The sequence below is a fragment of the Planococcus soli genome (assembly GCF_016881065.1).
GTDB lineage: Bacteria > Bacillota > Bacilli > Bacillales_A > Planococcaceae > Planococcus > Planococcus soli.
This window is the reverse complement of the sequence record NZ_WXYN01000051.1, coordinates 43,331-55,851: the sequence shown is the minus strand read 5'-3', so window position 1 is coordinate 55,851 and position 12,521 is coordinate 43,331. Positions and strand designations below refer to the sequence as shown.

The window sequence follows — 12,521 nt, the reverse complement described above, 5'->3', positions numbered from 1 at the left end:
CGCCGGATTTGGCAGCGCTTCCCTCTTTTATTCATTTTTCTGAATCACCGCGAGCGGCAGTACAGCACTGACAATATACTGCCCGGCATCGACGATTTCGGAAATTTTAAGGTCAACGCATAAACTGCACAGCAAGTACGCATCTTTGGGTTCAAGGCCGTAGTTTTCAGAGATGTGGTCGACCATGGCGCGGACGGAATCGCGCGCAGCTTCCATTAAATCAGGTCCTACGCCAGTCGTGCCGTAAAACCCTTTATGGTCGACTTTTGGCGTCAGTGCGCTAGCCGTATGGAACTGCGGCGCCGGAATCGTCTTGCCTTTGATGAGGCGGAATTTCAGCGACGCCTGCATCGGACATTCGAGTGCCGTCACACAAACTTCACCGTCGCCTTGCGCCGCATGGGCGTCACCGCAGCTGAACATCGCGCCTGCAACCTGCACCGGCAGATACAGTTTCGTGCCGACGGTCAATTGCCGGGTGTCCATATTGCCGCCAAATGTTCCGGGCGGCATGATCGTCTGGCCCTCGGCGTTTGCCGGACCAACACCCATCGTGCCGAGAAACGGGGTGATCGGCACTTTGATGTTGTCGCTGAACTGGATAAACTCCCCATCGCTCAAATCAAAGGTCCGCAAATAGGCATCCGGAAACTCTTCTGGCAAGAGGCCCAGCCCCGGCAAAATAGCCATCCACCCCCAGCTTCCCGGTGTCAGAGCAAGGATTTCCACTTCCAATGTGTCGCCCGGTTCCGCTCCACGAATCCCGACTGGTCCCGCAAGCGGATAGACTTTCGCCCAGTCGAGCGTAGCGATGTCTTCGGTTTTGGAATCTTTATTGAATTGATTGTCCGCCACTTCCCGCGTGGAGAAATCCACCTGATCCCCGCTGTCGATCGTTAGGACCGGCTGCGGATCTTTATCCCACGTGTAATGCACGCGGTCTTCCGGAAATTTATGCGTGTTGGCCAATTAAGTTCATCCTTTCTTGGTTGGAAAGTCGGATTATGGAATAAAACCAGTGGTTTCTTCCAGCAAAATGGACATACCGTCCAGAGTGGGCAATAGGCAGTACAAATGGGGCCCAATACGAGACAAAGCCCGAAAACCGCTTGTATACCCAACCCCAGGAAAGCGCAAGTCTGCGCTTTCCGCTTCAGAATCGTAATTTTCGTGTTGTGGAACATATTTTATTCGCTATGGATCGTATTTTATTCGCTATGGATCGTATTTTATCCGCAATGGATCGCATTTCGCATTCAGCGAATCGTATGCCAGCCGAAACGAGTTATCGGATAACCTTTAAGTCCGCCTTCTGCCCTTGCATCAATTCGAGCTTTTCGAGCGCATAGGCGACGTTGAGGACTTTTTCCTCCTGGAAAGCGGGACCCATGATTTGCAGGCCGACTGGCATTCCGTCGCGGACGCCGCACGGGATGCTGAGCGCGGGCAAGCCGGTAAGATTTCCGGGACCCGTAAAACGGATAACTTCATCTAAAAAACTCAGCGCCTGGCCATTGATATCGACGGTGCTGTCGCCGATCGGCGGCGACAGGAATGGCAGGGTCGGCGAAATGAGCACGTCCACTTTTTCAAAAGCTGCCGCAAATTCGAGATCCAGCTTGCGGCGGATCTGCTGGGACTGTACATAATCGACACCGGACATCAGCTCGCCTACCTCGAGCAGGAAGCGGACATCTTCACCGAATTTCTCCGGCTGTTTGACGAGGTTGTCGTGATGGATAGCGCTCGCTTCAGTAGTGATGGTGACCAGTTCCGCAAATTCAGCTTGCGCAAGTGACGGAATCCGTACCGGTTCGATCCGGGCACCCAGCTTCTCCAACTGCTGCAGCGCATTTTGCACCGCCTCATTGACTCGGTTGTCGACATTTTTGAAAAAATAGCTTTCTTCGATGCCGATGACCATCCCTTTGACATCTTCGTTCAACCCTCCGGAATAGTTTTGTGTCGGCCGGTCGACCGAGGTCGGGTCTTTCGGGTCGTAGCCGCCGAGCACTTCCAGAAGAAGCGCGGCATCAAAGACGGTTTTTGTCATCGGCCCGATATGATCGAGGCTCCACGATAGCGGAAAACAGCCGTACTTGCTGATGCGGCCATGCGTCGGCTTTAAACCGATAATGCCGCAGCTCGACGCCGGGATTCGAATTGAACCACCGGTATCCGTCCCGAGCGAGGCAATCGTCATGTTCGCTGCGACCGCTGCACCCGAACCGCCACTTGAGCCTCCTGGAATTTTGCTTAAGTCCCACGGATTTTTGCATGCACCGTAGTGAGGATTGGTTGTTGTCGCGCCCCAGGCATATTCGTGCATATTGAGTTTGCCGTGAAACGTCACGCCAGATAACTTGAGCTTCGACACTACCGTTGCGTCAAAGTCGGCTATAAAACCTTCATGGATTTTTGAGCCCATCGTTGCCGGTTCGTCCTTAAAATACAAAATATCTTTCAGCGCCATCGGGATGCCGTGCAGGAAGCCGCGGTAATTGCCGCTTTGGATCTCCTGCTCTGCCTGCCTCGCCGATTCCAGCGCCTGTTCCTTTTGCACGCGAATAAAAGCATTGATTTCGCCGTTGTAAGCATCGACATTGGCCAATACTGCTTGGGCCAGTTCAACGGGCGACACCTGCTTGTCGCGCAGCTTGGGTGCCAACTCCCCGATGGATTGGGCTGCCAATTCTCTATTCATGGCCGTTCACCTCCCGGCACATGCGTCAGCGCCATATCGAAATCCTTCAGCTGCGAATTGTCCACCGTATTGCGCAATTGCTGCACCGCCTGCATCTGCTGCGCCAGCATTTCCTGATGCGCCTCCGGTACCTGAATCCCTCGTTCCTCTAAAATCCTGTGAATGCCTTGTGCCATAAGCAAGTCCTCCCATTTGGATGATTTTAAAGCATCTGAGAATCTGGGCTGTCTATCGCCAGTTTAGCATAGTTTGCAGATAGTTCAGACTATTTAGAGGGGATTTTTTAGCAGAATAAACCCCTGAGCAGCAAGATTTTACCTTGGTGACCAGGGGTTAGGGTAGAATCGCAGTTTTGTCATTGTGGATCGTATTTCGAGCTTTGTGAGTCATATTCTGTAAGCAATGGAACGTATTTTGGCCTTTATGAATCGTATTGCCGCTTCTCCTTCTTCAAGACCGCATAGATGCCCAACCCCTGGAAAGCGCATGCCTGCGCTTTCCGCCAGGTAGTACCGGTTCCAAGCGGTTTTCGCTTGGGACCCCGCCCTTATCCATCTCATGTTTGGACTTTTGACAGCAGCGGACGTTCGTTGCTCCAGACGAGGTTTACCGGAACATCGAAAAAGTCCGAAAGGCGCCCGCTTGTGAGCAGCTCAGCCGTGTTGCCGGAAGCAAAGACTTTGCCGGCTTTCAACAGCAAGATTTTATTGAACTCCGGCATGATTTCTTCGATATGGTGTGTGACGTAAATGATTGTCGGGCCATTCGGTTTTTTTGCGATGGCGGCGATCGACTCGAGCAGCTCTTCCCGGGCAATAAAATCGAGTCCTGCTGTCGGCTCGTCGAGGATGAGCAGCTCCGGGTCTGCCATCAACGCGCGGCCAATCAGCACACGCTGCTGTTCTCCTTGCGACAGCGTGTGGTAATTCCGGTTGGCGTAACCGAGGCACCCAAGCTCTCGAAGAATGTCGATGCCTTTCTGGTCGATTTTCTCGCTTGTTTCCTGATAGAGGCCGAGAGACGCAAACGCCCCGCTTAGCACGACTTCGTAGGCATTGTCATGAGCAGGCAGCTTTTGCTGAACCGACGCCGACACAAAGCCGATCTGGCTGCGCAGCTTTTCCGCCAGATACGTTTTGCCGAACTCCAAGCCGAGCACGGTGGCTTTTCCTTCTGTCGGGAAAAAATAGGCATTGATCAAATCCAGCAGTGAAGTTTTCCCGGCGCCGTTCAAGCCGTACAGCACCCAATGCTCGCCTTTTTGGACTTGCCAATCGACGCCATCCAGCAACAGTTTGTCATCTCTCCGCCGCGATACGCCTTCAAGTTCCACAATCATCTTCATAAACGGATATCCTCCCTGCTTAGAACACGGGCGGCTTGTCCCGCTGCCAGCGGGTCTGCTTCCCGAAGTCCGCCGAAATCAAGCCCGGTCAGCTCCTCGATCCGTGCGACCGGCACCTGATACGTCTCGAACTTCCCGTAGACAAATTCCAGATTGCCGCCAATCAAATCTTCCTGCGTTTGCAAATAAGCAGTGGCTGACAACGATGTGCCGTCTTTGATCATCACCGCCACTTTCCAGAACTGGTCCGGAATCTGCGCGTTGCGGTAGCGGACATCATCATCCCGGAATACGGGACCGGTAAACACCGACACTTTCAAGTTGGAATCGCGGGCATTGTCGAGCAGGTAATCTTCCAGATCCAGCCATGCTTTCTGGTTGAAATTTTTATGCTGCGGCGAACAATTGGTGAAATGGAATGTATGCTCATTCGCTTTGACGGCATCAATCCCCCAGTTGGGATCACGCCGGCGGACGAGATGTCCGCGGTCGATGTCGTTTGATTGATAAAATTCGGGACCGATTTGGTGCGCCTCATCAATGCGCGGATCAAAATACCAGCGGTCACTGCCGCGCTTGACGTCGACCAATTGGTTGCCATCGATGTTCACTGCAGTATAGAACGCCAGGCGGCGCGACTTGCTCATGGCAATCGAGAAATGGGTATAGTCCAGGACCGATTCCCCTTCGCTTGTCAGTGCCAGATCCTCCGCCAGTGCTTCACTTAAGGCGGGCAGCTCCACCCGGTATCCGGCACCCAGAAATGCCGGATCGTAGCCGGCAACTCCCGCGTACCAATCAACTTCCAACGTCCCCACTTCCATCGGCTCTGCGGCAGAACCCGGCATGGCGACATCCAGCAGCTGGTCCAGCAGCCTGCGCGAACGGACATCTTCCAAGCCGCTGCGTTTTTGGCCGAGGTGATGGATGATCGAACTGATGCGGATGCCTTGATTGGCAATCCAGCGGGTATTGTCCTCGGGGTCAGGTACGCCGGCATGATGCAGCGCGACGACCACCCATTGGTCATTGAACACGGGTGAGCCTGAAGAACCCGGTTCCGTATCGCTAACGTATTGGACAAAATCGGACGAAATGAATTTGACTTCATTTTCCCGAATGGTGATGGCCTTTGGACCGCCGTTCGGATGCTGGATGATGGTCACGTATTCGCCTTCAAGAATTTTCCCCGGCTTTGGCAGCAGCGGCAAATAGCCGAAGCCGGCAAGCGGTATGGCGTGCAGATTGCTTTCTTCCACCGCCACCAATGTAAAGTCCAGCGCTTCATCGGTAATGAAAAGCGATTCGGGATCCAGCCGGAAGCTGATAATTTCAAGCGGCATGAACTGGACATCGTCCTCGTAATTAAATTCCGCCACGGCATACATCGCGGCTTCTTTTGTCTCCAGCACATGATTGTTCGTCAGCAGCAAATTCGGCGCCACAAGAAATCCGGTGCCGTAGCTCTCTAACTGGCCCGACCGGCTGCGTATTGCTATGCGGCAAACGGCTTTGCTGACGTTCAGCCCTGCCTGCAAATGCGCAATCGGAAACAAATCACTTTTGTTGATGATTCGCTCCATTGCCAGGTTGTCGTGGTGATTGATGATGCTCGACCGCGTCATCATCTTTTCATTCGTTGCCTCCGCTCGTTCCTCTTTCTCGAATTGCAAATAACGCTGCATAGCCTGCTGCTCAATTTGTTTCATATTCTTAAACATCTTTCTCCATCCCCTTCCGGCGAATAAACTATATTTTTCAATAAAAATTATAATATTCTATTAATTTTCTTCAAGAAAATTTTAACACACCCAATATAAGAACGCACGTTCTGAATATATCTATTAGTTCACTTCGATAAGGTTAGAGAGCCCTTAGCTGCCCAAACCCAGGAAAGCGCAAGTCCGCGCTTTCCACTTGAGAAACATGTTTTTGAGGCTATGGAACGTATTTTTGCCGTTGTGAATCGTATTTCGGGCGTAGCGGAACGTATTTCTGTAGTAGTGGATCGTATTTGACGAATTCTAGACAATATCTCGCCAATCAGAGCAGACATGTGGACCATTCTTTCCATTTGCGCCAAAATCCATTCTGCAGTGGGAAAAAATCCATTTCACCAACTAATGCTTAGAGTTCCGAACTATTGGGTAAACATCTAATCTAAGCAAATCAACACAAAAGGAGAAATGCTAAATGGACTTTATTACATTGAACAACGGGAAAAAAATGCCGCAGCTGGGCTTTGGTGTCTGGCAGGTTGAAGACGATCAGGCGACTGCGTCGGTAGCGAAAGCGCTGGAAACGGGCTATACATCGATTGATACTGCGATGATCTATAAAAATGAAAAAGGTGTCGGCAAAGCGCTGAAGGAAACCTCTGTGCCGCGCGAAGATCTGTTCATCACAACTAAAGTATGGAACAGCGACCAGGGCTATGAAAATACCTTGCGTGCATTTGACGAAAGCCTCGAGCGCCTTGGCCTCGATTATGTTGACCTGTACTTGATCCATTGGCCAACTCCTGAATTTGATAGTTACATCGATACGTATAAAGCATTGGAAAAGCTGTACAAAGACGGACGCGTCAAGTCGATCGGCGTCTGCAACTTTGAAGTTGAGCATCTTGAGCGCTTGCTTGCTGAATGCGACGTTCCTCCGGTCTTGAACCAGGTTGAATGCCATCCCTACCTGGCACAAAATGAATTGAAAGAATTCTGTGCCAAGCACGATATTTTTGTCGAAGCCTGGAGCCCGCTTGACCAAGGAGGCGAAGTGCTGAAGGATGAAACGATCCAAAAGATCGCTGAATCCAAAGGCAAGTCACCGGCTCAAGTTGTCCTGCGCTGGCATTTACAGAATGATACGATTGTCATTCCAAAATCTGTTACGCCGTCGCGCATTGAAGAAAACTTTGATGTTTTCGACTTTGAATTGACGGAAGCTGAGATCAATGAAATCGATGGTTTGAACAAAGACCGCCGCAAAGGCGCTCACCCGAACGAAATGAATGTACGTTAATGAATTTGGAGCCGCCACTTCTATTACTGGAGTGGCGGCTTTTCCTGTTATTTTCAATTATTGGCATACTCCTGCCGATAAACGGGTAAATTCCACATAACAGAACCCAATTCAAGGAGGAGAAGCCGTTGAGACACTTGCTTGCACTTGCTATTAAATTTGTCATGGTGACCGCTGTCCTTTTACTCGTAATGACTGTAGGTTTTGACGTGTCGTTCGTCAATACTTTGCTGATCAGCCTGGCACTGACAGCCTTATCCTATGCAATGGGCGACATTATGATCTTCCTGAACGCCGGCAGCCCTGAGAACCAGTCGACGCGCAATACGGTTGCAACTTTTGTGGATTTTGTTATGGCGTTCCTGACAATTTGGCTCATCGGCTGGCTGTTGACGGGCCAGAACTTCGAAATGGTCACACCGGCTTTGCTTTCTGCACTTGTCATTTCCGGCGGCGAATGGTTTTTCCACCTGTATGTCGACCGTTCTGTCGTTCCTGAGTACAATAACTACAAGGCTGTTAAAAGATGATTGCAAACCAAAGAAAGAGGCAGTTCCCATCACAAATCGGGGACTGCCTCTTTCTTATAAAAACAACTTCATCTAAAATGCTCCTGCACGAAAACCCGCTCCTGCTCAGCACTCATCAATCCGGTTGCCCGGCCGACCGTGCCATCCTGCCAATCCCAGATCGTGTTGTGGACATCGACCGCATTGGAGAAATCGCCTTGTTTCCAGGCAGTTAACGCTGTTTCATAAAATTCGCCGTGTTCGTAGTGCGCTTTGTTGGCACTGACGATCGTCAGTAAATTGTCGATGTTGTCAGGCGTCATCTCGACCGCGCCTATTTTTTTAGCCGCAGCGACTTTTTGGTGGGTCATTTGATGGAGGTAGATTTGCAGCTGAATTTCTTCCATATCGGCATCGACATTTTTTTCCTCATTTTCTTCTGCAACCGCCTCCTGTTCGTCTCGCCCTTCTATTTCTTCTGCCACCTCGGTTATTTCGCCATCTGAGAAAGCGGACTGCGTGATAAAATAATAACCGGCTGCTGCCAGCAAGGCCAGTATGCCAAAGGTAATCGCAATCGTTTTTATAAGTAAGTTCATTTTCCTGCAACTCCTGACATACTTCATTTTTGTCTTAATATGAATTTATACCCATTTTAGTATGAAGAAACTTTAAACAGGTTTCAACCCTTTTAATGGAAATCGCCCTCAAATCGAAAGAACGCCATCTTTGAAATCCAAAGATGGCGTTCTTTCATTATCTATTTCCGTTCCAGACTGCCTAAACACCTACAGCTAAAACCTCTTCCAAAATCTCTTCAAACAGTTCTTCTTCCACGGCCGACTCAATAAACAACTCGCCGCCGTCCCTATTGAACAGCTTGCTGAGAAGTTCTTTGGCACGCGGCACCTGTCCTGCTTTCATGGCAGCGCGGGCAAGTTCGTAATCTGCCGGCAAGTAATCCGGTTCGTCAGCCTGCAGCGCAAGCAAACGGGCAGTTGCTGCATCACTGTCCCCTAGCGTAATGTCCATCATGGCGAACGACAGCCGGATCCATTCGTTGACCAGCAGTTCTTCCGGCAGGCGGCTTTCAAAGCGCTTGGCCTTGTCCGGCCGGTGCTCCGCCAGCAAATTCACCAAATGAACATAGCTTTCGCTGTGGTACGGATTGGACGCAATCGCCTGCTCGTAATACGCCTCGGCCTGCTCAACCTCTTCCTGGATGGCAGCCATATTGCCTTGCCACAACTGGATTTCAAAATCGGCGGGCTGCTCCTTTTGGAGATTTTCAGCCATCGATATGGCCTCTTTGAGCAGCTTCTCCGACTGTTTGTTATTGGCGCTTTGAAACGTGGCTTGAAGCAGCATTTTAGCCGCGCCAAAATGACCTGTCTGTTTGACGAATGGCGCCAATGCCCGTACGGCTTCCTCTGCCATGCCGCGATTCATGTAAAATTCCGCAAGATGCAGCACCGGCACTTCACTGTCTTTAAAGTTCTTGGCTGCATCTCTGTAAAGTGCGATGGTATTGGAAAACATGACGATGCTCCGCGATTTGTCGCGCAGCCTGCGGAAAAAGCCCTTTTGTTCTCCATCTTCCGCGTCCGCCAACTCCACCAGTTGATCCGCACTGTACGTTTCCGCCATTGCCAGCTCCTCGCCCTTCAGCCGTTTTTTCAGGCGTTTGTGAAGATCGTTGGTTTTGCGCATCTCTGCCAACAGGCGGACATATTCTCCGTAGAATCCTTCCTCGTCCGGATGCTCGGCGATCAAATCCTCCAGCATTCCGATAGCACGTTTCCTATCGCCTTGCCGCACACAAAACTGCATATGCTGATAACGCGAAGGCAATGCCCCATTAACCGTTTGTGCCCGGAGGAATAAAGACTCAGCTTCCGCCGCTTCGCCCTTTTTCTCCGCCATATGCGCCTCGGCTGACAACAGCCACTCTTCCGGCACTTGCAGCGACACCCTTTGCAGCACACCCGCGACCGCGTCCATCTGCGTTCTAGTATCAACCAGCTCGAACAGCTCCACCAAATCCAGTGGCAGCGGTTCATTTTCCAGTACATGCAGCGCTGCGGTAAAGGCTTTGGGCTTGTCTTCCAGCGCCAAATAAGTCCGCATCAGCCCTTCGTGGGCCGCTGTAAATCCAGCGTCCTGTTCCGCACTTTTCGTATAATGAACGAGCGCTTTGTCCCATTTCCCGGTTTGTTCGGCAAGCAATCCCAAATGGTAATGAGCCAAATACAGGCCATTCATTTCCGCCGCCTGGCTGTACAAAATCCGAGCAAATCGGTGATGGTCCTCCAGCTCATAAACACCTGCTTCATAGCAAAGCAATAACGGGTCAGCAGCTTTTTCACGCAACTCCTTAAAGAAATCCAACAGCCGAGCGCGGAACTGAGGTGCTTCGGCGAACTCTGCGTACTGTTCAGCCATTTCGTGAAGATCCAGCGCTGCCCGGCTCATGCCGTTTTCGAGCAGATCGAGTGCCAGCGCTTTGCCGGCATCGTCCAGCGATTCCTGCCACAATAACGCCGCAGTCCGGACAAAAAAATCGGCATCGCCGGATTCTGCGTACTGTTCAAGCAACTGACCTGTTTCTTCAACCCGTTTCTGCTTCAGCAATGCATGGGCGATATGCGTCACCGTAAACAAATCTGCCGGGTCCAGTACGAGCGACTTGCGGTATTCGGCTTCCGCCTGCCCATACTGCTCCTGCTCCATGGCGATATGCCCCAAATATTGATGCAGCACATCGGTCGCCGCGCAATTGTTGATGCCAGCACGGATGACCTCTTCTGCCTGCGGCCATGCTTTCGCCTCCAGGTGGATTTCCGCAATCCGCAAATACGCATACGGCTCTGTCGAATCGATCTCCTGTGCCCGCTCCAATGCCGCGATGGCTTCTGTTTCTTCACCGAGCGCCAGCAAACAGCGGCCCACTTCGTAAATAAAATAGCCGTCTTCCGGTTGTTCCGCTGACAGCTCACGAAAACGCGCCAGCGCTTTTTCATAAGCACCCGACTCAAATTGAATCAAGCTGTGTGTGATGCGGGCATAAACGTCAGATGGCTCCTGCTCGAGCGCAATGCTCGACCATTTGAACGCTTGATAGATTTTGCCGGTTTCCAAATAACAGCGCGCCAGGTGGCTGTACGCCATCGGCTGGTAATGGTCCAGCTCGATCGACCGCTTTAACAGCGGGACGGCTTTTGGGTGTTCATTGCGGCTCATCAAAATTGCTGCCTTCAGAAACAGCGCATACGGAGAGCTCTTTTCCTTCACGCGCGCCAGGTTTTCAAGCGCCTGTTCCGACTCTTCTTTCTGGTAATGCATATGGGCTGCAAGCAGGGCTACTTCGCCATCTTCTGCGCCCAAATCCTGATGGAGCTTATCCAACCATGCCGAATGAAGCGCCTTTCCCTCTTCTGAAAATTGGGTAACCAGCCCGACCACCGCGCCGTAGCGTTCGTCCGGATGCGCTTTCAGGAAATCCACTGCCTGGGTTTTCTCTTTGGTCTTGTCGTCCAAACTACAAATCGTAAACAGCTCGCTGAAAAAGTCGTGCTCGCTGCGGTCCAGCAACGATAAAAGTTCTTTTTGTTCGTCTGTCACAAACAGCATGCTGAGCGAATCACTTAATTTATAGGTGTCCGCAACATCTTTGTACGACAATAAAAACGGTCCGAGGTCATTCGGATCCTGGATGATCAACGCCTGCAGCCGGTCGTCATAGCCGATTACCACTTGGACATGCGCGCTGTTTTCGATCATCATGCTGAGCAGTACCGGGACACCAGCGTCAATCAGCTGCTTGTAGAGGTCAATCGTCCCTTTAAAGTAACGCGCCGTGAAACCGAGTGACTCCATGTATTCCATGGTTTTCTGCAAGTCCGAACCCGTCACATCAAAAACATGTTCCGCGATTTCATCCTGCCCTTTTTTAATGTTGTACGCTTCCAGCATCAACGCGAGCGACGCGGGGACGCAGTAATTCAGCTTCTGGATGTTCGGCGTCAAACGCAGCTCGCGGCGCGTGGCGTCCTGCTGGATTTCTCCTTTGCCGTAAACCGTTTTCCCAACCTGCTTCGGATGCTTACTGACCCATGCCCCCAGCTCTTCCCAGCGCTCCAGCTTGTACAAACATTCAGCCGTTATGTGGATCCACGCCGGATGAAAAACATGGTACGGATTTTCTTCATTATAATATGCGATTTTTTCGAGTGTCTTTTCGTAATGCCCTAAGAAAAACGAAGTCCGGATAATGTCTGCGCGGAAAGTCCAATTGTCAGGTTCGAGCTCCTGTCCCTTTTCAAGAACAGCGAGCGACTCCTTTTGCCGTCCGGTCATTGCCAGTACATCGGCATACAACAGCCGTACATAATCGCTGCGTTCGGTGACGGTATCAGTCAGTTCCCTTTCCAGCACCCGCTCCGCTTCCAGCCATTCCCCGCTGTGAATAAAATAATAGCCGTGAAGATCCGGCCAGACAAAGCCTTTCAGTTCTGCGTATCGGCCCAGCTGCGCTTTCGCTTCCGGCAGCCGGTTCAGCTGCGCGTATACCCGCAGCAGCAATTGATGCGCCGACGCCAATTCTTCAGCTGAGTCGTTGCCGGACGAAATGCCCTGCAATCTGCCCACCATGCGCTCTTCCGCTTCCAGGCTGCGCCCCGTTTCCAACAGCCGCGCGCATTGCCACGTAAACGTCCGCAATGTCCCGAAGCGCTTATGCGCCTGCGTTGCCAGCAAGTGGCTGTACGTATATAAATCCGCCTGATCCGTCAACCGGATCAAGCGGTAAAAATCCTCTTCTGTCTGCAGTTCCCCCAAAAAACTCCGCAATTCCCGAAGCGAACGCATTTCCCATAACCTGCGGATCGCCTCGACTGCCTGCTGCGCTGTTTTGATCTCTGTCGCTTTCATTATCCCCATTCCCGCC

Annotated in this window: 9 protein-coding genes; 2 read left to right on the top strand and 7 right to left on the bottom strand. The window is 51.5% G+C overall.

Features of this window, described 5'->3' with window-relative positions; translation table 11 throughout:
• Nucleotides 1-27 precede the first annotated feature (27 nt).
• The 5 genes from GJB59_RS15135 to GJB59_RS15115 all read right to left on the bottom strand — a co-directional run bounded on the left by GJB59_RS15135 (nucleotide 28) and on the right by GJB59_RS15115 (nucleotide 5,770).
• Entirely contained in the window at nucleotides 28-969 is a 942-nt protein-coding gene (locus GJB59_RS15135) for an acetamidase/formamidase family protein (RefSeq protein WP_142825914.1), read from the bottom strand.
• 316 nt (nucleotides 970-1,285) lie between these two features.
• Nucleotides 1,286-2,704, bottom strand: coding sequence for an amidase (locus GJB59_RS15130; RefSeq protein WP_142825913.1), 1,419 nt, complete (start codon nucleotides 2,702-2,704; stop codon nucleotides 1,286-1,288).
• Nucleotides 2,701-2,880, bottom strand: coding sequence for a hypothetical protein (locus GJB59_RS15125; protein ID WP_142825912.1), 180 nt, complete (start codon nucleotides 2,878-2,880; stop codon nucleotides 2,701-2,703). Before GJB59_RS15125 ends, GJB59_RS15130 begins: the two co-directional genes overlap by 4 nt.
• Before the next feature lie 380 nt (nucleotides 2,881-3,260).
• Nucleotides 3,261-4,043, bottom strand: coding sequence for an ABC transporter ATP-binding protein (locus GJB59_RS15120; RefSeq protein ID WP_142826227.1), 783 nt, complete (start codon nucleotides 4,041-4,043; stop codon nucleotides 3,261-3,263).
• 2 nt (nucleotides 4,044-4,045) lie between these two features.
• Nucleotides 4,046-5,770 carry a DNA/RNA non-specific endonuclease gene (locus GJB59_RS15115; RefSeq protein ID WP_142825911.1) on the bottom strand — a complete coding sequence of 575 codons (1,725 nt, stop codon included), beginning with the start codon at nucleotides 5,768-5,770 and terminating at the stop codon, nucleotides 4,046-4,048.
• Between the two features lie 472 nt (nucleotides 5,771-6,242).
• Here GJB59_RS15115 and GJB59_RS15110 point away from each other — a divergent pair, with 472 nt between their 5' ends.
• Nucleotides 6,243-7,067, top strand: coding sequence for an aldo/keto reductase (locus GJB59_RS15110; protein ID WP_142825910.1), 825 nt, complete (start codon nucleotides 6,243-6,245; stop codon nucleotides 7,065-7,067).
• Between the two features lie 128 nt (nucleotides 7,068-7,195).
• Nucleotides 7,196-7,597: a DUF2512 family protein gene (locus GJB59_RS15105; RefSeq protein WP_142825909.1), complete on the top strand. Its 402-nt coding sequence runs from the start codon at nucleotides 7,196-7,198 to the stop codon at nucleotides 7,595-7,597.
• A 68-nt stretch (nucleotides 7,598-7,665) separates the two neighbouring features.
• Here GJB59_RS15105 and GJB59_RS15100 read toward each other — a convergent pair whose 3' ends face one another.
• Both GJB59_RS15100 and GJB59_RS15095 read right to left on the bottom strand, forming a co-directional pair.
• On the bottom strand, nucleotides 7,666-8,175 hold the full coding sequence (locus GJB59_RS15100; RefSeq protein ID WP_142825908.1) for a DUF6241 domain-containing protein: 510 nt from the start codon (nucleotides 8,173-8,175) through the stop codon (nucleotides 7,666-7,668).
• Nucleotides 8,176-8,356: 181 nt separating this feature from the next.
• Nucleotides 8,357-12,514 carry a tetratricopeptide repeat protein gene (locus GJB59_RS15095; RefSeq protein WP_236015715.1) on the bottom strand — a complete coding sequence of 1,386 codons (4,158 nt, stop codon included), beginning with the start codon at nucleotides 12,512-12,514 and terminating at the stop codon, nucleotides 8,357-8,359.
• Between the last annotated feature and the right edge of the window lie 7 nt (nucleotides 12,515-12,521).

What these genes read in the sequence shown, in the direction of transcription:
- GJB59_RS15130 (WP_142825913.1), bottom strand. Translation starts at nt 2,704, where the DNA reads ATGAATAGAGAATTGGCAGCCCAATCCATCGGGGAGTTGGCACCCAAG.
- GJB59_RS15125 (WP_142825912.1), bottom strand. Translation starts at nt 2,880, where the DNA reads ATGGCACAAGGCATTCACAGGATTTTAGAGGAACGAGGGATTCAGGTA.
- GJB59_RS15120 (WP_142826227.1), bottom strand. Translation starts at nt 4,043, where the DNA reads ATGATTGTGGAACTTGAAGGCGTATCGCGGCGGAGAGATGACAAACTG.
- GJB59_RS15115 (WP_142825911.1), bottom strand. Translation starts at nt 5,770, where the DNA reads ATGTTTAAGAATATGAAACAAATTGAGCAGCAGGCTATGCAGCGTTAT.
- GJB59_RS15110 (WP_142825910.1), top strand. Translation starts at nt 6,243, where the DNA reads ATGGACTTTATTACATTGAACAACGGGAAAAAAATGCCGCAGCTGGGC.
- GJB59_RS15100 (WP_142825908.1), bottom strand. Translation starts at nt 8,175, where the DNA reads ATGAACTTACTTATAAAAACGATTGCGATTACCTTTGGCATACTGGCC.
- GJB59_RS15095 (WP_236015715.1), bottom strand. Translation starts at nt 12,514, where the DNA reads ATGGGGATAATGAAAGCGACAGAGATCAAAACAGCGCAGCAGGCAGTC.